Below are 21,311 nucleotides of genomic sequence, written 5' to 3' on the forward strand. Positions count from 1 at the left end.
TATTTCTCGCATCGACTCAATAGATGCGGTATTGTAACTATTATTTAGGGCTTATCCAATTGAAGACACGCCCTAGTCAAGCGATAATATTTAGTTACTATTAAATTATAAAACTGAAAAACAAATCTAAAGTATACTCACAAGTGTACTAAAATATATATTTAAATATTTATCTATATACATCAAACACTTAACAACAATTAACCGTTCCGGCTCCGGGTACCATTACATAGTTCCTATACTATCTTATAGAACAGCTAAAGCCCCTGATATCAGGGGCTTTGTTGTATCTGGTGTTCTATACTGTCCTGCTCTATCTATCTCAATCTGTGCATCTGATGTACATTAATCTCTCAGTGCTCGTTTGAAATAATAATCATGATAAGTGATATAGATGACGAGCATCTCAAACGCCCTACTCACCTATACCACTATTCTTAAAGAAACCTATCTAGATTACACACTTGGTTTTGCAAGTAGCATTGTCAATTTATGCTCTTAACAGCCAAATCAGCTATCTAATAACACGTTGCCATAATCATCACGCAGGTCTTTTTTGACCATTTTGCCAGCGCCATTCAGCACGATGTTATCTACAAAGATGACTTTGTCGGGTATTTGCCAGCTGGCGATTTTACCTTCGTAAAAGCTCAGCACTTGTGGCTCATCGATTTCTGAATCTGGCTCCTTCACCACAATTAGTACTGGACGTTCGCTCCATTTTTTATGCTTTGCAGCAATAGCGGCCGCCATTCTTATCTGCGGATGGGCGACTGCGATGTTTTCCAGCTCTACTGACGATATCCATTCTCCACCAGACTTGATCAAATCTTTTGAGCGATCCCGAATATTCATATAGCCATCGGCATCAATGGTTGCAATATCGCCTGTGTCGAACCAACCATCTTCAGTTATCGCATCAGGATTTTCTGTGTAATAGTCATTGATGATCCAATGACCTTTGATCTGTAAACGACCTTGAGACATACCATCTTCTTCGACTCGCTGTAGCGGTTCATCAGTATCTATGAGACGTAGCTGAACGCCGTAGGGCGGACGACCTTGAGAGTTACGCAACTCATTAATCTCATCTTTACTCAGCGATTTATGCTTGGCTTTTATTTGATTCATCGTTCCAAGTGGGCTAGTTTCTGTCATGCCCCAACCATGCACCGCATCGCAGTTAAAGTCTTCTCTGAACGTTTTGATTACTGATGGTGGGCATGCGGCTCCTCCGACGATGGTACGCGTCATGCTATCAAGCTTACTACCTCTGGCTTTGGCAGCGGTTAATAGGCTTTGCCAGATTGTTGGAACCCCTAGAGCAACCGTAACATGACAATCATCAATGAGAGATACTAGGCTGTCACCATCGAGATTTGGACCAGGAAGTATGAGAGAGCAACCAGTCAGGGCAGCTGCATAAGGTGTGCCCCACGCATTGACATGGAACATCGGTACTACGGGTAACAAAACGTCTTGTGCAGAGAGCGCGGAGACATCAGGCATGCATAACGCCATCGCATGCAGCACAGAAGAGCGATGAGTATATAAAATCCCTTTAGGATTACCGGTAGTTCCTGAGGTGTAGCATAAAGAGCTGGCTGTTGCTTCATCGAATTGAGGCCAGTCAAAGTCAGTAGAGTTTTCTGCTAATAGCTCATCAAAGAACAGTACATTAGGCAGTTTTTCTACGATACTATCATCTCGATCACTTAGACAAATGAAGTATTCAACACCTTTGATATGCTCTTTGATTGCCATAATTAGCGGTAGGAAAGTAGTATCAAAAAATAGCACACGATCATCAGCGTCATTGATAATGTAGCTCAGCTGCTCGGGGAACAAACGTGGATTGATAGTATGGCAAACCATGCCACTGCCTGAAATCGCATACCAAGCTTCTAAATGACGACGATTATTCCAAGCCAAAGTTGCTATGCGTTCTGATGATTTAAGTCCCAGTGTAGCCAACGCATTGGCCAATCGTTTTGAGTTATCTGAGACAGTACGCCAATTGGTATGAGTCATCTGTCCATCGACTTCTTTGGACAAAACCGCCGTATCACCATGATAACGGGCAGCGTGTTCGATTAGACCACTGATCAGCAATGGCTGATACATCATTTTTCCTAACATAATACATTCCCTGTAGTTATTTGAAAGTCCGCTTATTCTTGCTACTGCATTGCCTGATGCGAAGAATAGGCCTCAACTAAGAATAATCAGAATTATTCTTTAAGACAAGTTAATATTATGTTCTCCATAGGCGACGAAAAACTGTGATTCAACTTCAAAGACTTGATGATTACTCTATATAAATAGTTTTTACTTTCTCATCAAAAGTTTATTGGTATCATTGTTTCTTTAATTAACCATAAAATTTAGACAAAAAAAATCCGACCACCTAAGTGATCGGATTTTTAATGTTTGGTGGAGATGGCGGGAGTTGAACCCGCGTCCGCCAGCATTACGCTCATGAATCTACATGTTTAGTTTCTGTCTTTAAATTTAATCCGCACCGATCCGACAGTCAGGATGGATTGGACGATTCTCTACTTTTGAACCCAAGCAATTGAGACAATCACTTGTGGCGAGCCTACATGCGGACGCTTCAACTTAGTTAACCAACTGTAGGTGATCAGCAACTAAGTAAGCAGGGTTTAAGCTGCTAGAGCGTAAGTTTCGTCGTTTGCGACTATAACAATATATGTTTGATTAACGAGAGGACATACACTCTCGACATGCATCATTGAGTTTCATCACCAGCGTCGAAGCCAGAACATCCCCAATAAGACTGGCTATTATATAGGAGATATCGGTTAGGTTTCAACCTATAAGTAGCCTGCATTACATTACGTTACAGCTTAATGGGCTATGCTAAAACAGTGTTTAGCCATCTGCCGATATTTTGAATCTGCGGCATACAGACTTGATGTGCCATCGGATAAGTATGGTATTCAACGTTGTAGCCTTTGCTCGTCAATAACTGCTGCGCCTGCTCGCCTAGCATCACAGGTACGACTGGATCATGCGTACCATGCTCAATCAAAATCGGTAGGTCTCTATTGGCAGCACTATACTCAATATTGTCATTGGTTGCTAAGTAGGTAGAGAGCGTCATCAGACCCGCTAAGCGCTCTGGATGACTGAGCGCCACATGATAAGCAACCGCCCCGCCCTGCGAAAACCCAGCGATAACGATATGTTCAGGTTTGACGCCGCGTTCAATCTCGCGGGCAATCAAATCGCGAATCTGCTGCGAGGATGTCTCAATTTGTGTCACATCAACTTTGCGCTCAAGACTCATCTCCAAGATATCATACCAAGCCGGCATCACCATCCCACCATTGACCGTGACAGGACGCTTGGGCGCATGCGGAAAGATAAAACGTACTGCCATATCATTAGCCAAGCCAAGCTGCGGTACAACTGGCTCAAAATCATGACCGCTAGCACCTAAGCCATGTAGCCAAATCACTGCGCGATCTATCTTTTTTTGAGAGGGATTGTGCTCAACGACGACGGCGTCTAAATAGTTACTCATAGTTATCCTTAATAATGTAGTGAGATATGCCTTAAGCATTTTTGTATTTTTTGCCGAAATAATGTGTGTGTCATTATATGGTCAATATCATCTGTTAGTTTGAGAGTATGGTCAATAGTGAGGTACTAAACGGACAATAGCAAAAATGTGAACAGTATAAGAAGACACGTATGATTTTACGACCGATAAGCTCAATACCATCAGGCTCAAGTACTGTCAGCTGTCTATTCTTTAGTACATGTGCCTACAATTGTATCCGCATTAATGCTAAGTTCTTACAAGGCTAAGCTCTTACAAAACTAAGCTTTTACAAGAATGCACGACACTTAGCTTCTTTTGGCAAGTAGCAACCAATAGTCAAACGTTAATTTTTCAATTCCTATCCATACGTCCGATGGGATTTTTTTATAATTTTGCAGGAACATTTTACATGACAATTTCTAATAAATCAGCGCTTGAGCTGAGTAAGCACACGCTGGCTAAGGTTAATAAGATTAATATCGCCTTACCTTTAACGCTGATCAGCTCATTATTGATAGTAGGCTGCACTACCGATAGCCGATCAACGCTCACATCAAAAGCCCCTTTATCGACAGTGCAATCACAGCCACAATCGTCTTCACCTGTCGCATATACCTATGGAGTGCGTCCGTTTTATTTGATAAATGATATGGATGAGGGACCACTAAAAGAAGAGCTACAGGCATGCAGAGGGCAACTGCCAAGTAAGACAGATTTCTCTATTGCGCATCGAGGTGCGCCATTACAGCTGCCTGAACATACTTATGATAGCTACGTGGCGTCAGCACAAATGGGTGCTGGCATCTTGGAATGTGATGTCGCTTTTACCAATGACGGTGAGCTTGTCTGTCGTCATGCCCAGAACGATTTGCACACCACTACTAATATATTAGCCACGCCGCTGGCCAAGCAATGTACCGTACCGCCCATCTTAGATGCTAAAGGCAAACTTACCAATGCCGATAATATCGAATGTCGCACCTCAGATATCAGTGCCGCTCAGTTCAAGACCTTGACGGGTAAGATGGATGCTGCCAATAAAAAAGCAACCAGCCTTAGTGAATATATGAACGCAACTGCGCCTTGGCGAACGGATTTGTATTCACAAAATGGTCAGGTAATGACATTAAAAGAGCATATCGCATTGGCTCGCAAGCTAGGTATGAAACACACGCCTGAGCTAAAAGCGCCTGCAGTGACCATGCCGTTTAACGGCTATCATTTAGATGATTACCGCCAACAGCTGATAGATACTTATAAGGCAGCAGATGTGCCTGCAAGCGATGTATTTGCCCAGTCATTTAATATAGAAGATCTGGATTACTGGATCAAAAACGAGCCAGCTTATGGGGCTAATGCCGTTTATCTGATTGATGACAGCAATGAGACCGCTGACGATAAAACATTTAATAAAAATGACGCAACCACTTGGAAGCACTCATTGGCTAATATCAAAGCACGCGGCATTAACACCATTGCTCCAGCACTTTGGTCGTTAGTCACTACTGATGGTAAGGGAAATATGCAACCATCAGAATACGCAAAACAAGCCAAAGCCAATGGTCTAAAAATCATTACCTGGTCGATAGAGCGTTCAGGACCACTAACCGATGGTGGCGATTGGTACTATAGCGGTCTTGGTGATGATATCAACAATGATGGTGATATGATGAATTATATTGACGTACTAGCGCAAGACGTCGGTGTCCAAGGCATTTTTTCAGATTGGCCCGCTACAGTGAGCTACTATGCCAACTGCAAAGGTCTTAAATAGGTTTTCGCTTAGTCTATTAATAAACAACCATGCTTAATCTTCGTTATCAAGACCAGCTTATTTATTGAGCTGGCCTTTTTGTTGAATGTATTAAAATAATTACATCGCACACTATCTACTGAGCACCTTACTTTTCCATTAACTTTTCACACCATTTGACTCGTGGCAGCAAGAGCAGTCTGCTGTTTTGTGCTACGATAATTTATTAAGCTTATAAGACGATGTAGATACTATGACCCATATTTTACTGGTAGAAGATGATCCTGCGATCGCGATGTCACTCAAGGTCACCTGCAAGCGCGAAGGTTGGCAAATAACTTGGTTGGATAATGCCAGTAGTGTGTTACCCATGCTGCATAGTTATGAAGCACAAGATCTGTCGGCGATCATTATGGATGTCGGTCTGCCAGATGGTGACGGCTTGAGCCTATGTCAGCAAATACGTCACACACCTGATATCGACGCCTTAAAAGATTTGCCTATCGTGTTTTTGACCGCGCGTAGCGATGAGGTCGATCGGATTTTGGGATTGGAGATGGGCGGCGATGATTATTGTGCCAAACCCTTTAGTCCACGTGAGTTGGTCGCGCGTTTAAAAGCCATTTGGCGCCGTGAACAGCTAATTCAACAGTCAGGCTCTCATATCATAAACTCAGATAACAGTACGGATAATACTTCCTCGAATAATCTATCAGGACAAGCATTAACGTTTGAGAACCAATCTGGCGTTTGGCATTATCAACCGCTTAACTATTCATTAACGTGGCAAGAGCAAAAGCTTGAGCTTAGCAATACAGAACGCAAAATTTTGCTAACGTTATTGCAAGCACCGCATCAAGTATTTAGCCGTGAGCAATTGCTTAGCGCAGTAAGCGACTATCCCGACCACCGCTTGGCACGCACGATAGACAGCCATATCAAATCAATTCGTAAACAGCTCGCTATGGTAGATGCTAATGTCGATGTCATCCATACGCATCGTGGACTGGGTTACGCATTATGTCCCGCTTAACAGTGGCTGCTAGTTTATGAATAATAAAACTAATCCTGCTGAGAATGCTATTCATAACGACCAAAGCAATTGGTATGCCAAACTGCACCCTATTGGTACTGCTCAGCAAGCTCCTAAACGCAAACGGCTGCTCAATTTAAGTATATTTTTTAGGATTTGGCTAGCCGTTGCGTTGGTGCTCGTCATATGCGGTGTGGTTGTGTTTACTCAGTTGTTTGGCTACGTCAAGCCAACCGCGCAGCAAGTCATCGAAGACACGCTCCTAGACACTAGCAAACTGTTAGCAGCCAGTCTCCAAGTGCCATTATCTACAGGACAATTATATGATGAGGAATATCAAGCGCAACTTGATGCTGCATTTGTGGGCATGCCAGCGATGGATGAAATACTCAGTCCTGTCGATCAAACCAAAAGCTACAGTAGCTTTCGCGTGTATGTGACAGACAGTAGCGGCATAGTCATTTACGACTCGCTACCCAAACCTGACAATAATGAAGGGCAAAATTATGGGCGCTGGAATGATGTCTATCTCACATTAAGAGGTCAATACGGTGCAAGAAGTACGCTGCGGGATGGCCAGCAGCGTGATGGTTCGGTCATGTATGTCGCACAGCCAATAAAGAATATGTCTGGCGATATTATCGGCGTGGTCAGCGTCGGTAAGCCTGTCGCTAGCGTATTGCCTTATTTAGATGACACACGTAACCGCATGCTTATCACCGCACTACTTATCAGTATCGCCGCCCTTATACTGGCGGGTCTCATCGCATGGTGGCTCAAGCAAAGTATTACCTTGGTGACTCAATATACCAGTGCATTGGCAGAAGACACCAAAAAGCCCTATTTTTATCTGGGTCATGAATTAAATAGCCTGACAGATACCATCGAGACCATGAAGCATCGACTCGAAAATAGAGCTTATGTCACTGATTATGTCCATACTTTGACCCATGAGCTAAAAAGCCCTTTGACCGCCATTCGCGCCAGTAGTGAGCTGTTAGAAGATGATGGATTAGATGGTCATATGCTTGATAAGGATGATCGGCAGATGCTCATTGAGACGGTTGGTGAGCAAAGCGTAAAAATGCAACAGCTCATCGACCGCCTATTGTTGCTTGCGAAGGTTGAACAGCCTACCTTCAAGCTCAACCGACAACTGACTCCCCTATTACCACTTTTGCAAAGTCTGATCAAAGATAATACAGCCAAGCAGCAACAGCAGAATCTATACCCTATCGATATATACATCGATGATCAGCACATGACAAACACTACAAACTTGCCAGCAGAGTTGTTGGCCTCTACCAGTGTGTTTGCTGACCAATTTTGGCTGATACAAGTCCTACAAAATGTGCTGGATAATGCCATTCATTTTGCTGATAGCACTGTTAACATCTCTTTGCATAGCACAGCGCGAACGGTAATCATTGATATATTTAATGATGGAAAGCTGTTGCCTGATTATGCTATTGAAAAAGCTTTTGAACGTTATTTTAGCCTATCTCATCAAAGCCAACCCTCATCTCAAACAACGAATCATACAGACAGCAATGATCTAAATACAGAGGCGGCAGATCCAACGACTAAGCCAAGGCAGACTGACTATAGTAGTAATACGCTTAAAAAAGGCACGGGCCTTGGTCTAACACTAGTGAAGCAAGTAATTGAACATCATGGTGGTCAGGTAGCCCTCAATAATGTCCGTACTAATGATGATAAAGCTGACACTAATAAAGCTAGAACTGATAATACTGATACTGGTAAAAACCAGCGTTCTGGTGTGATGGTTAGTATCACCCTACCACTAGCTTTAGAATAAGAATTTTATAAGGATTCATCAACTTTCCATCATGACTACACAGGATTTCTACTTTATTGTTTTACGATAGCACTAAGATCTGTTGAACCGTCAAATTTGTAAAGTAAATGAGGATTAGACAACCTATGTCACATCAATTGACCGATAACCCTATTATCAAGAATCTAATCGGCTTTAGCCGTCATCACTGTACACAGACATTAACGAGCCAAGGCGTCGATAGTATTGAGTTTGGTCATTGGCTAGCAATTCCTAGTCAGCGGTTATTATTGGTATTTCGACATCAGCAATGTGTAGCTATTGATAGTTATCAAGTAGCTGCTTAGTGATTACAGTCATCTAAAATCGGAATAAGTTTTATTAACTTCAAAATATTAAGATTCATCAAAAATCAACCCACACTGGCCTCTCTAAATGCTTTAAGTTTAGCTTTGAAGCTATTTTTCCACAAACTAAATTCTCTAATATCATCTTCTATGTCAGTTTTACTAGGTAACCTAGGTATAGTTGATATCCCTCCATCATGTTCAGTAATAGAATATTTACCGAACAAACCTAATATGAAATTAATATCAGTTTCCTCAGTAACGACATAGCTTGATAAGTAGCCTCTTTTCAAATTGATATTCTTTGAAAAGCGTTCATATGTACGGTTTGATAGTACTTCTTCGACAGACCTTTCTAATAGCATTCTGAACCTTTTCCTAGCAGAGTCTAATTTAACTTCTCGCTCATGAGCATTTGTGATTGAAAGTGAGTCATGCTCTCTGATTATTCTTTGGATTGAGTCAACTCTTTCCTGAAGATTCTTAGCTAAATATGGAATTTCATCTGTTACAATACCTGTTACTCCATTATATTTATCAATTCCTATTATCTCACAATCATTTGAGGTCTCAGTTTTATGAATATCCATAAGCAATCTCATAAAAGATAGATCATGCGTCAGTACAATAATCTGTCTAGTTTGAGCTAAATTAACTAATTTGACTGCGATAAGCTCTCTATAATCCGTATCTAAAGAAGTAACAGGATCATCAAAGATAATACTATTTAATTTATTATCAATCGTACATTCTGCTAAGAAATTTGAGAGTGAAACAATACGTTGTTCGCCTTCACTTAGAATAGTACCCATATCGTCGCTAACTTCACTGAAGTTACATTTCATGAAAGCTTGACCTATAGTCGTTCTACTTTTAGAAATCTTTACTTTATTAGATAGTTCAGAATTAAAACAGTTTAAATGAGCGATGAACTCATCATGCTGTAGATTAATAGCTTCTTCGGTCATAATATCACCGATTTTTTTAGATATTATCGAGGTATTTAACTGTTTAATTAGATGGCTTAACCATTGTTTATACTTAAGTTCTTGATGATATTGGATGATAGTAGCTTTGTTATTAAATATAAATTCTTTTGCAGCAATATTGTGATATTCAATCCAGAAATTATTTCTATTTTGCTGTAACTGAGCTAGTTCGTGAATTTTTTTACTAATATCCTCTAATATAGGCTCGATATCTACTGGCATTACTGGAATAGGGAATATCAATCCTCCTCCATTTTCTAAATAAGTCAAAATTGAATTGATAGAAAAACGAACTTCTTGTTCAAATTTCTGAAATATTTCATTAAAGTTATTAACATAGTATTCTATTTCATCAATATTGCCATAAGCCGAAACAGACATATTTGAATAAAGCATTTTTTTAGGGGCTGTAGTAGATAAGCACTATGCTAGACTACTTTTATGAAGATAACCCGTTGTAAACTAAGTAAAAAAGCACAGCGAAGGCTGTTAGAGTTTTTTACGGCTGAAGTGACTGCTAGAACAGCCGCAGATTTGCTTGATATCCAGCCTAATACTGCTGCACTTTTTTATCATAAAATAAGACTTGTGATAGATTACCATCTCTCATTAGAAGCTGATGAGCTTTTTGATGGTGAGGTCGAATTAGATGAAAGTTACTTTGGCGGTGTACGCAAAGGCAAAAGAGGTCGCGGGGCAGCTGGTAAAACCGCTGTATTTGGTATTCTAAAACGAAACGGTAAGGTTTATACCATTGTCGTAGCAGACACCAAACAGACTACCCTAATGCCTGTTATTAAGCGTAAAATCAAGCCTGACAGCTTTGTTTATACGGATAGCTATCGAAGTTACAATGCATTAGATGTGAGTGAGTTTAAACATTTCAGAGTCAATCACTCTATAGAGTTCATTTGCGGTAAGAACAATCACATCAATGGCATTGAGAACTTCTGGAATCAGTCCAAACGAACACTCAGAAAGTATAATGGGATCAATAAGAAGAACTTCCATTTGTTTTTAAAAGAGTGCGAGTTTAGATTCAACTATGGCTCACCATCTAATCAGCTGAAAACCTTGAGAAAATGGTGTGATATTTAATCCTTATCTACTACAGCCCCTTTTTTTATTATCGTATATTCTATTTAATTCATTATGTTGACTTGATATGTCATTAAGAACAAATTGCTTAAACTGTAGCATTCTCCTCTTAGCTTCTTCATCAAGGTCTTGCTGACATAATACACATTTATCCAAGGATTCATTTGATGGAAAGGTTTGTCCATCAGACATATTAGAACTGTGAGCAAAATCCTGAGCTGAACTCCACAGAATCCTCCATGGGCTTGTACCAAAGCTTTGGAAAGTATTCAAATCATTCAGTTCATTCCTGGCTATTTCATAAGCCTGTTTAGTACTGTCAAAACTTTGCTTGAAATCTCGAATATTAACTATAGCTTGAGTACTGAAATAACTTTCAATTTCTGATACTTTTTGAAAGTAACTTTGTAAGTTGCTTTTGGTAATCCTCAAGTCCTGTATATCTCTGCTTGGGTTTGGGCTATCTAAAATACTTTCTAAAAAACTCTTTCTATCAATATCTCTTTGATTAAATTGGATAGAATCATTTAACTGCTTATTATCGATATTCTCGATCTGACTGTACCAGCTAGAGATTGGTACATTAACTGGTGAATCTGGTAAAGCGGGCTTGACTACATTATATTGTGAAATTTCCAATTTTAGCTTAGATTGTATTTGGTTAAAAACATCGATTAAGCTTTCTAGCAAATCTATACCAACAGGTTTATATTCAGCTGGGTTATCTTTATTTATGTAAACTTCACTACATTCACTATCGAATACGAATATAGACTTTAACAGAGAATGACTTTCATTACTTTGATTCCATATCCAATCAATATTTTGACCTTCAAAACCTATTTTTATCTCAACTTGCTGCTGTGTTTGATCGCTTCTAAAAATATTAGTTTTCAATTCTATATTTGGTGCTCTACTCCAGCATAACTTCTTAAAAATCCTTGAATAGCTTGATTTCCCAGAACCGTTATTACCGTAAATGACGGTTAGACCATCTTCTGAAAACTTTAAATCTGCTTCACTATGTAAAGCAGATATATTTTTAGGATTTTTCAAACCTAGTAATTTTGGATAGTCATTATTAGTTTGAATACTTGTCGGAATATGCGTTTGATCATAAAAAATAGGTTGAATATTGACTGTATCATCACCGTGTTCTTTCTTAACTAATAAAGTTAGCTCATTAATATCATCATTATCAATAGAAGCATTTAAAATTCTTCGAAGACTGTCTCTTAGATACAATGGCTTATTTTCAGACCATGCTAATATATAATGATAAACAGACATACTTAAGCCTTTTTAAGATAAGTGTACTTTCAACAGAATTCAATGAAACACTAAGTAATCGATTGTACTGGCGGCTTCACATCCGCGTTTTGACCACGGTGACGCAGATAATGATCAAGCACTACAATCGCTAACATCGCTTCGGCAATGGGCGTAGCACGCACACCAACGCAAGGATCATGACGACCCTTAGTAAGCATATCGACTGCTTCACCTTGAGTGTTAATGCTCTTGCCAGCGGTGGTAATACTAGACGTTGGTTTTAGCGCAATACTCACACGGATATCTTGACCTGATGAGATACCGCCCAAGACACCACCAGCATGATTGGCTGCAAACCCATCTGGGGTCAGCTCATCACGAGCGCTATGTCCGAATTGACCTGCCACCGCCATCCCATCACCAATCTCAACCCCTTTAACCGCATTGATACTCATCATCGCATGAGCGATATCAGCATCCAGACGATCAAATACTGGCTCGCCAAGTCCGACTGGTACACCGCTCGCAATGATATCAAGGCGCGCGCCACAGCTAGTGCCTTCACGGCGCAAGTTATCAATCAAGGTTTCAAAACGGCCAATCGCTTCTCTGTCTGCACAAAAGAACGGATTACTATTTACAAACTCCCAATCAATTTGGCTCGGATCTAGGACGTTACTATGCTCATTGCCGATTTGGGTAACGTGACCACGAATTTGTACGCCCAGACGTTCTTGCAAGTATTTCTTAGCGATAGCACCAGCTGCTACACGCATAGCCGTCTCACGCGCTGACGAACGACCGCCACCACGATAGTCACGGAAGCCATATTTCATACTATAAGTATAGTCAGCGTGTCCAGGACGGAAAGTATCTTTGATATCGCTATAGTCTTTAGATTTTTGATTGGTATTGCGAATCAATAGACCGATAGACGTACCTGTGGTTTTGCCTTCAAATACGCCAGAGATAATCTCAACTTCATCAGACTCACGGCGCTGGGTTGAATACTTAGACGTACCCGGTTTGCGACGATCCAAATCTACTTGCAGGTCTTCTGCAGATAATGCTAAACCTGGTGGTACGCCATCAACGATGGCCATCAGGCCTGCGCCATGTGACTCACCGCAAGTGGTGACCGTAAAAACCTGCCCAATACTATTGCCTGCCATAACTGTCCTTAAACAAGTAAACGCTACTGATGACTATGTGACCAATCACTCATGGTTATTGCTTATACTGCTTATAATGAGTAATTGTATTGTTATTTATAGTTTCGGCTCGTGCAGCCGATGTCTATCCGACCCAATATCTGTCTATTGAAGGCTATCTAATAGCTGAACATAAGAGGCAAACAATTGACGGTTTGAGACTAGCTCATCATAGGTAATCGCAAAGACACCATGACCGCCATGTGCAAACTTCAACCAATCAAACTGGATTTCAGGATAGGCTTGTTTTAGTGCCCATTCGCTGTCACCTACTTCACAGATCAGCAAACCATCTGGGCTAAGGTAATCTGGCGCTTCAAATAAGATACGATGTACCAAATCTAAGCCGTCTTGGCCAGCTGCTAGTGCATGCTCAGGCTCATACAAAAACTCAGGCGGTAAATCTGCCATGATAGCCGCATCGACGTACGGTGGATTGGTGACGATAAGCTCATACTGGTTTTCAGCAGGTATCTTGGCAAACAAATCAGACTCGATTACGTTTACTTGATGGCCAAGATCATGATGATCGACATTGACCATTGCCACTTCTAATGCGCCTTTATCGATATCAACAGCATCGACCAACGCATCAACGAAACGGGTAGCAAGCGCGATTGCGATACAACCAGAGCCAGTACACAAGTCCAAGATACGCTCAGGCTGCGACAATTGCTTCACATCCAAGCCATGGTCATAAAATACCGCTGACTTTTCGTTCGGACTGACACCCAGTGGTTTGGCCAATTCAGTAACTTCAAAGTACGGATGGAACTGCTGACGAATCAACTCTGCAATCGGTGAACGCGGGATAAGAACACGCTCATCGACATAAAAAGGCAGGTCGCAGAAGTATGACAAGTTAATTAAATAACTGAGTGGCTTACGTTCAGCGATACGCTCTTCTAATAGTCCTAGTACCAACTGTTTTTCAGACGTGGTCAGACGACAGTCTAAAATCTGCTCATTAGCAGACCAATCGAGAGACAAAGAGTGCAAGACAATGGCTGACGCTTCTGCAAACTCATCGGTCGTACCTTGTGCAACAACGACGTCGTAGTTACGCAGCTGCGTGACTGAAAAACGAATAAAGTCGCGAATACTGACAAGCTGCTCACGTGCTTCGTTTAGCTCTGCATGTAAGTTAGCAAATTCATCGTGCTCACCAAGAAGTCCAGTCTCTAAATCATACTCCATCTCACCGTCTAAGCCTTCAGACTCATCATTGAAGTATTGGTTTTGAAACTCTTCTGCACTCATTGTTTGGTCTTCTGACATATCGCACCTTGTGGATTAACTGCTAGCGGGTTAAATTGCTGTTTGCTAAAAATCGTTATATTAAATAAAATTCAGTCATACATTATAGACGTAAACCTCTAGTAGCGCCAATAACTGTCATTTTTACTTGCACAAAAAATAGTGCGAATAATGGACAGTTTGCGTAAGAATCGAGCACGACGCCATACACACCTTGGTTAAATTATTACCCAACTGTAGCGAATACGTCAGCAGTTGACGTTTGGCAAGTCTTAAATGCAAAAAGATGTGTCAAAAGTTTGCGATGCAATCAAATTATGCGCATAATAGCCGCATTAGTAGCAACCACAAGTGACTCAATATGATGAAAATAAAGCCAATTATTACTGCCATATCTATCGCAGCTGTAAGTGCTAGTGTAGCCGCACTTGCTGCACCTGCCGATAGTACTCGCACATTGCCAGTACGCACGGCTGACGCTATGCCAGGTCTTGCCAAAAAGGTTAGCCTTAATGTGCAAGAAAACCGTAGTCGCTCAGATGGCGCTGCTACTGTACAGTTAAATACAGAGAAAGCGAAACCAGTCGACAGCATGAACCAGCTTATCAATAATAAGCAAGAAGCCAACCAAAACGTGCCAGCCCCAGTTGCTGATAATATGAGTGCAGCAGAACTAACGCGTAAAGATGAGCAAGCTGACCGCAATGATGACATTAGTGAAGGTCAAGCCGTCGCTGCGCCTAGCGACCTATCATCTATCGACTCGTCTGATCCACTCGCTTTTGAGTTACCAGAGAACGAAAAGCGTCAAGACTTTAGCGACGATCCAACCATCAAAAACATCGAAGACAAAGATGGTAAGAAGCATACAACGCTGAACTTGTCGAACTATGCCAAGCAAGTGAATGGTGCTGTCTGGTCACCTAATATGAAAGTCAACTCAGCGATGACGATCAAAATGCAGGCATTGCTTGATTGGAACCATGCTTCTCCTGGTCCTATTGATGGCGGTTGGGGTATGAACAGCAAAAAAGCCCTTGTTAACTTCCAAACGATGAAAGGCTTGCCAGCGACTGGTAAAATGGACCAAAAAACTTGGGATGCCTTGGTTAAAAATATCCCTGCGAACAAACCTGTACTGGTCACTTATACGTTGACCGCAGACGATATCAATACCAATTTTGCGACTACCCCTTCTGGTTCGGAAGCGAAGTCAAAAATGAAAGGTCTTTATTATCAAGATATCAAAGAGATGCTAGGTGAACGTTTCCATATGGATGTACGTTACTTAGATAAACTTAACAAAAACAAAAAGTATGCTGTTGGCGAGACTATCACAGTACTAAATACTCGCGACAAGCTGAACCAACGTATTAATCGCGTAGTCGCCAACAAAGCCGATAAAACATTGTATGCCTATAATGGTGATAAGTTGGTTGCTACTTATCCGACGACCGTTGGTAGCGATGCCACACCGTCTCCAAAAGGCACGTTCAAAATCATCAATAAAGTGAAAATGCCTTGGTATAAATCAACCGTTGGTGAAGGCGCTCAAAAGAAAGTTCATATGATAGCACCAGGACCAAACAACCCAGTCGGTGTCGTTTGGATGGGATTATCTAAGCCTTCTTACGGTTTACATGGCTCACCAGTACCTGAAGGTATCAGTCGTCAAGGCTCAGCAGGTTGTGTTCGTTTGACCAACTGGGATGTGTTAGAAGTTTATGCCAATATCGAAAATGGCGCAGTTGTCGAACTTCAATAAATAGAACCTTATTGAATCTAGCTTCGATGCTAGTTAGCAGATATTTTTAATGATAAAAAAGACCTCAATATTGAGGTCTTTTTTTGTTTGCTGATAGGCGGTTCCACTTCACATCGATAACATTGCTTGTCCTTATGTTTGATTTTATGTTTTATAGCCTTCTTCATTGCCAGTAATACTGCCAATTTTTTTGGTAAAGAATAATCCTGCAGGTATCGAAGCTAGAACGCCCAATCCCACTGCTATTTGAATATGAAATATCTCATCGAACCCTGTAATGAGAGCACCAATCATAAAAAGTCCGATAGTCACAGTAGCTGCCATTGAGTAGATGACAGAAAATAACGGCCAGTTCATAAATTATTCCTTATCTTTATTGTGGATATAATATATTTAACCTTAATTCCACAAAAAAAGTAAGTATTTATCGTGAACCCTTGTAGCATCTATATTGAATGACTTTAGAATAAAAACCATGCTATTATTAAGGTTTTAGACTTAATCATAAGAAATACCAGTTCTTACTCCCACCTTCTCTCAACTCTTTTTTATATTTTCAAGAATCCCCTATATCTTTATCTATTTATCATTACAATAATGACTTTCTTTACCTACTAAGAACGCTATCTGCTATGTCCTCATCTGAAAAAAACACTGCGCCTAACTCAGTGGATCAAAATGATTCACCAATCATTATTGACGCCTCTCACAATCAAGACGCGACAATTGACCCAGTAGTTGATGATGCCGCTGTAGACAATGATGAAAGCGAAGACAATCAACACAAGCAATCGACTGATACAGATGGCGAAATAGACTCCGAAGTAGACACTGAATGTGCGCAGCCACCTGACGCTGAGATAACCATGGAAACTATCAGTGACGATGTGGTCGTAGCAACCTTAGAATCGACAGAACCTGAGTCACAATCAAATACTGAAGCGTCTGAGGTTGCAGAATCAGAGTCTATAGAAGCGAAAGAGAAGTCCGATTTCTTCCAGTCGGATACGGCAGAAACAACAGAAAAAAGTGCTCAAGATGATAGTGATGCTGAAGTAACGGTAGAAGTAGAAGACGACCCTGCTGATGACACAAATATCGCAGCACAGTCATCAGATAACAAAACAGCCAATCAACCAAAAACAAAAAACAAATCTAGTCGCGATGACGACCATCAAAATAATGACTCAGAAGATAAAAACCAAAGTAAAAACAACGATGTAGAAGATAGCGACGCTCAAAAACCTCAAGATGAAAGTGACGAAGATGAGGTTCAAGAGGAAAAAGAAGCCAAGCTTGAATCTTATAAGCAGTTTGTCGCCGAGCAGTTCAGCAATCAAAAGGTAGATTACCCAGAAGTACGGGTTAGAATCGAGGCGAACGCGCTGCCTAGCAAGATGTACTTCATCATGAACATCTTATCTGCCATCATTGCGAGTTATGGCCTAGTGACCAATTCAGCAGCCGTGGTCATTGGAGCAATGTTAGTTGCGATGATGCTAGGCCCTATTACGGGTATAGCGCTAGCAATTATCGATCACCGTATGCCACTGCTACGTAAGTCGCTTTTTACCGTTATTATCGGTGTCTCGCTGGTGGTATTGGTCGGCTTTATCGTTGGTTGGCTACATAAAGACCAACCGCTAACGGCAGAAATCCTATCACGTACCCAGCCCACCTCTATGGATTTAATGATTGCCTTAGCAGGTGGTACAGCTGGCGCGTACGCGATGGTATCTCCGCATCTCTCGGTTGCGGTTGTTGGCGTTGCGGTTGCCACAGCCTTGGTGCCACCACTGGCTGCTAGTGGTATCTTGCTCGCTAATGGCGAGATGCAGCTTGGGCTTGGTGCGCTATTATTGGCAGCGACCAACATTCTTGCTATCCAGTTTACCAATGCGCTTGTATTGTGGGTCTTAGGGTTTCGTCGTTTGGTCGATGACGATTATAAATCCAATACCTATTTGACTTTTTTGCAGCGTAACGCCGTGACTTTATTACTACTTGGTGGCTTAGGTGCCTACTTAACCATCAACCTACAGACCAATGCCAAGCAGCAAGTGTTTGAGAGTAATGTCAAAGAAACCATTAACAACTACTTTATCGACCAAGGCAATGTATTAACCAATACGCAATTTGATACCTCAGAAGAAAATCAAGTAGTGCGGGCAATCGTACGTGGAGAGACTTTGCCGAGCTCATATGACGTACGCCAGATTGAGACACTCATTACTAATGATATGGCAGAGAATTTCCCAGAGTACTTGCCAATTAAGCTCCAACTACGTTATTTGCCTGTGCAAGTAATCGAGTCCAATCCAACGACGCAAGACAAATTGGATGAAACGGATGCGGCAATTTTGACCAATTAATCTTAATACTCTATAAATTAGGCGATGACTAGCACACGTATAATAACCTAGTAGTTATAACTCTTGTACCAAGAGCTTGGGCGTTTGTGCTAAAATCGCTTGCAAAATTATTTTATGTCATTTACTCAATTCTATCCGTCAGTAAGGAGCCGCTGTGAGCCAGCCATTTCGCTCAGCCGATATTCGCCAAGCCTTTATCGATTTTTTCATAAGCAAGCAGCACACCCAAGTTTCATCGTCTAGCTTGATTCCACACAATGATCCGACATTGCTATTTACCAATGCCGGTATGAATCAATTTAAAGAAACCTTTTTGGGTATGGAACCACGTGACTATACACGTGCGGTAACCTCGCAAAAGTGCGTACGTGCTGGCGGCAAACATAATGATTTGGATAATGTCGGCTATACCGCACGTCATCATACTTTCTTTGAAATGCTTGGTAATTTCTCGTTTGGTGATTATTTCAAGCAAGCAGGCATCGAGTACATTTGGGAGTTTTTGACCTCGGAGAAGTGGTTAGCGATTGATAAAAATCGTCTTTATGTCACTATCTATGAAACTGACGACGAAGCCTTTGAGATTTGGAATAAAAATATCGGCATTCCAAGTGAGCGCATCATTCGTATTGGTGATAACAAGGGTGCTCCTTACGCTTCTGATAACTTTTGGACAATGGGTGATACTGGTCCTTGTGGTCCTTGTACCGAAGTCTTTTATGACCATGGCGCCGACATCGAAGGCGGCTTGCCAGGTACCCCAGAAGAAGACGGCGATCGCTATATTGAGATTTGGAACTGCGTATTCATGCAGTTCAATCGTCAAAAAGACGGCACGCTATTACCACTCCCTGCACCTAGCGTCGATACAGGCATGGGGCTTGAGCGTATTAGTGCCATCATGCAAGGCGTTCATGGCAACTATGAGATCGACTTGTTTGTCCATTTGATGGACGCAGCGGCTGACATCTTAGAAATCAATAATGAGCAACAATCATCATTAAAAGTCATCGCCGACCATATTCGTGCTGTAGCATTTTTGATTGCTGATGGTGTCACGCCAAGTAACGAAGGTCGTGGCTATGTATTGCGCCGTGTCATTCGTCGCGCAGTACGTCATGGCAACAAACTTGGTGCTGATAGCGAATTCTTCTATAAAATGGTTGCGCCGCTTGTGGCTGAAATGGGCAGTGCCTATCCTGAGCTAAAAGACAAGCAGAGCGTCATCGAAAACGCCATTCAAAAAGAAGAAGCACAGTTTGCTAAAACACTGGCACAAGGCTTACGTTTACTTGCCAGCGAACTTGAAGGCTTGCAAGATGGCGATACGCTATCTGGTGAAGCGGCATTTAAGCTTTATGATACCTATGGTTTCCCACTTGATTTGACCGCCGATATCACTCGTGAGCGTGGTATTGCTATTGATGAAGCGGAATTTGATGAGCATATGCAGGCACAACGTGAGCGTGCGCGTGATGCTGGCAAGTTTGACGTCGATTACAGCAGTGTCATCCAAGTAGAAACACCAACGACATTTATCGGCTATGAGCAGCTTGAAGAAGACGGCGTGACTATTGACGCGCTTTATCAAGACGGCAACCCAGCAGACAGCTTAACAGAAGGCATGGAAGGCGTTGTGGTATTAGATCGCACCCCATTTTATGCCGAAGGTGGTGGTCAAGTTGGTGAGCTTGGTGAAATTCGTACAGCATCTGGCGTCTTTGAAGTACAAGATACCAAAAAATCTGGTCAGGCGATTATCCATTATGGTGTCGTGACCATGGGTGATATCAGTACTAAGCAGACTGCTGAAGCGCAAGTACTGTCCAGCATTCGTGCAGCCAGCGCCAAAAACCACTCAGCCACTCACCTATTGCATGCAGCGCTAAGAGAAGTGCTGGGCGACGCGGTCACGCAAAAAGGCTCACTAGTTTCAAGCGAAGTGTTACGTTTTGACTTTGCTTATGACAAACCTGTCAGCGCCGCTGAGATCATGCGTGTTGAACGTCTCGTTAATGAGCAAATTCAAGCCAACACCCCTGCCCGTATCGAGCATATGTCGATTGACGAAGCGATGAATCAAGGCGCTATGGCACTGTTTGGCGAAAAGTATGGCAGTGACGTTCGAGTCCTAACCATGGGTACAGATCGTATCGTTGATGGTCAGCGCAAGCCTTTCTCTATCGAGCTATGTGGTGGCTTGCACGTACAGCGTACTGGCGATATCGGTGTGCTAAAAATCACCAGTGAGTCTGGTATTGCTGCTGGTATCCGCCGAGTTGAAGCTGTCACTGGCATGAACGCGGTCAAAAACATTCAGCAAAGCGAGCAACAACTGAGCGAGCTCACAAGTCAGCTAAAAGTAAAACGTCCTGAAGTAGCGCAGCGTGTCCGTACGATGGCTGATAAGCAACGCGACCTAGAAAAACAACTAGAGCGCTTGCAGCAAAAAATCGCCAGCGCTCAAGCAGCCAATTTGCTTGATGATGTACAAACGATCGCCGGTACGCCAGTTCTTATCAGCACCTTAAGCGGTATCGATGGTAAATCTATCCGTACGCTGATGGACGATATCAAATCAAAACTGCCTGATAGCGTGATTGTATTAATTGGTGATAAAGATGACCAGTTAGCACTCGCAGCGAGCGTCGCAAAATCTGTTACTGCCAAAGTGAAGGCTGGTGATATTATTCGTCACTTGGCAGGTGAGCTTGGTGGTAAAGGTGGCGGTAAGCCTGACTACGCACAAGGCGGTGCACCGAAGTCTGGCAATAGTACAGCGGTTATCAGCGCTCTACCTGCTTGGATTGAAACCCAGCTTAGCTAAGCTGGCGAATATTAAACTCGC

Annotated in this window: 15 protein-coding genes and 1 other RNA gene; 8 read left to right on the plus strand and 8 right to left on the minus strand. The window is 41.9% G+C overall.

What is annotated here, in order from left to right; genetic code table 11:
• Positions 1-510: 510 nt before the first annotated feature.
• The 3 genes from QO187_RS01300 to QO187_RS01310 form a co-directional block, all read right to left on the minus strand.
• Positions 511-2,139, minus strand: coding sequence for a long-chain-fatty-acid--CoA ligase (locus tag QO187_RS01300; RefSeq protein ID WP_371546739.1), 1,629 nt, complete (start codon positions 2,137-2,139; stop codon positions 511-513).
• Positions 2,140-2,431: 292 nt separating this feature from the next.
• Positions 2,432-2,790: a transfer-messenger RNA gene (gene ssrA, locus QO187_RS01305) on the minus strand.
• 85 nt (positions 2,791-2,875) lie between these two features.
• Entirely contained in the window at positions 2,876-3,547 is a 672-nt protein-coding gene (locus QO187_RS01310; protein WP_102093536.1) for an alpha/beta hydrolase, read from the minus strand.
• Between the two features lie 430 nt (positions 3,548-3,977).
• Between QO187_RS01310 and QO187_RS01315 the strand changes: the two genes are divergently transcribed.
• From QO187_RS01315 to QO187_RS01330, 4 genes are all read left to right on the plus strand, one after another.
• Complete coding sequence (locus QO187_RS01315; RefSeq protein WP_102093535.1) at positions 3,978-5,342, plus strand: glycerophosphodiester phosphodiesterase family protein; 1,365 nt, start codon at positions 3,978-3,980, stop codon at positions 5,340-5,342.
• Positions 5,343-5,574: 232 nt separating this feature from the next.
• Positions 5,575-6,354 (plus strand): response regulator, encoded by a 780-nt coding sequence (locus tag QO187_RS01320; RefSeq protein WP_102093533.1) that lies wholly within the window; start codon positions 5,575-5,577, stop codon positions 6,352-6,354.
• A 16-nt stretch (positions 6,355-6,370) separates the two neighbouring features.
• A complete protein-coding gene (gene creC, locus QO187_RS01325) occupies positions 6,371-8,173 on the plus strand; it encodes a two-component system sensor histidine kinase CreC (protein ID WP_102093532.1) in 1,803 nt (600 codons plus the stop codon).
• Between the two features lie 125 nt (positions 8,174-8,298).
• The gene (locus QO187_RS01330) at positions 8,299-8,499 is read left to right on the plus strand and encodes a hypothetical protein (RefSeq protein ID WP_102093530.1); all 201 of its coding nucleotides are present in this window, start codon (positions 8,299-8,301) and stop codon (positions 8,497-8,499) included.
• A gap of 65 nt (positions 8,500-8,564) precedes the next feature.
• Here QO187_RS01330 and QO187_RS01335 read toward each other — a convergent pair whose 3' ends face one another.
• On the minus strand, positions 8,565-9,869 hold the full coding sequence (locus QO187_RS01335; RefSeq protein ID WP_185156611.1) for an AAA family ATPase: 1,305 nt from the start codon (positions 9,867-9,869) through the stop codon (positions 8,565-8,567).
• Positions 9,870-9,929: 60 nt separating this feature from the next.
• On the opposite strand from QO187_RS01335, the gene QO187_RS01340 reads away from it, so the two are divergent.
• Entirely contained in the window at positions 9,930-10,586 is a 657-nt protein-coding gene (locus QO187_RS01340) for an IS1595 family transposase (protein ID WP_045455674.1), read from the plus strand.
• A gap of 3 nt (positions 10,587-10,589) precedes the next feature.
• Here QO187_RS01340 and QO187_RS01345 read toward each other — a convergent pair whose 3' ends face one another.
• The 3 genes from QO187_RS01345 to prmB form a co-directional block, all read right to left on the minus strand.
• Entirely contained in the window at positions 10,590-11,876 is a 1,287-nt protein-coding gene (locus QO187_RS01345) for a hypothetical protein (protein ID WP_371546744.1), read from the minus strand.
• A 50-nt stretch (positions 11,877-11,926) separates the two neighbouring features.
• Positions 11,927-13,030 (minus strand): chorismate synthase, encoded by a 1,104-nt coding sequence (aroC, locus tag QO187_RS01350; RefSeq protein ID WP_102094253.1) that lies wholly within the window; start codon positions 13,028-13,030, stop codon positions 11,927-11,929.
• A 144-nt stretch (positions 13,031-13,174) separates the two neighbouring features.
• Complete coding sequence (gene prmB, locus QO187_RS01355) at positions 13,175-14,347, minus strand: 50S ribosomal protein L3 N(5)-glutamine methyltransferase (RefSeq protein ID WP_101206117.1); 1,173 nt, start codon at positions 14,345-14,347, stop codon at positions 13,175-13,177.
• Positions 14,348-14,687: 340 nt separating this feature from the next.
• Between prmB and QO187_RS01360 the strand changes: the two genes are divergently transcribed.
• The gene (locus QO187_RS01360; RefSeq protein ID WP_185156643.1) at positions 14,688-16,091 is read left to right on the plus strand and encodes a L,D-transpeptidase family protein; all 1,404 of its coding nucleotides are present in this window, start codon (positions 14,688-14,690) and stop codon (positions 16,089-16,091) included.
• A 144-nt stretch (positions 16,092-16,235) separates the two neighbouring features.
• On the opposite strand, the gene QO187_RS01365 is transcribed toward QO187_RS01360, so the two are convergent.
• Entirely contained in the window at positions 16,236-16,448 is a 213-nt protein-coding gene (locus tag QO187_RS01365) for a hypothetical protein (protein ID WP_102094255.1), read from the minus strand.
• Between the two features lie 275 nt (positions 16,449-16,723).
• Between QO187_RS01365 and QO187_RS01370 the strand changes: the two genes are divergently transcribed.
• On the plus strand, positions 16,724-18,463 hold the full coding sequence (locus tag QO187_RS01370) for a DUF389 domain-containing protein (RefSeq protein WP_102094256.1): 1,740 nt from the start codon (positions 16,724-16,726) through the stop codon (positions 18,461-18,463).
• Positions 18,464-18,617: 154 nt separating this feature from the next.
• Complete coding sequence (gene alaS / locus QO187_RS01375; protein ID WP_102094258.1) at positions 18,618-21,290, plus strand: alanine--tRNA ligase; 2,673 nt, start codon at positions 18,618-18,620, stop codon at positions 21,288-21,290.
• Positions 21,291-21,311 lie beyond the last annotated feature (21 nt).

The sequence above is a fragment of the Psychrobacter sp. Arc9 genome, assembly GCF_041431295.1.
GTDB lineage: Bacteria > Pseudomonadota > Gammaproteobacteria > Pseudomonadales > Moraxellaceae > Psychrobacter.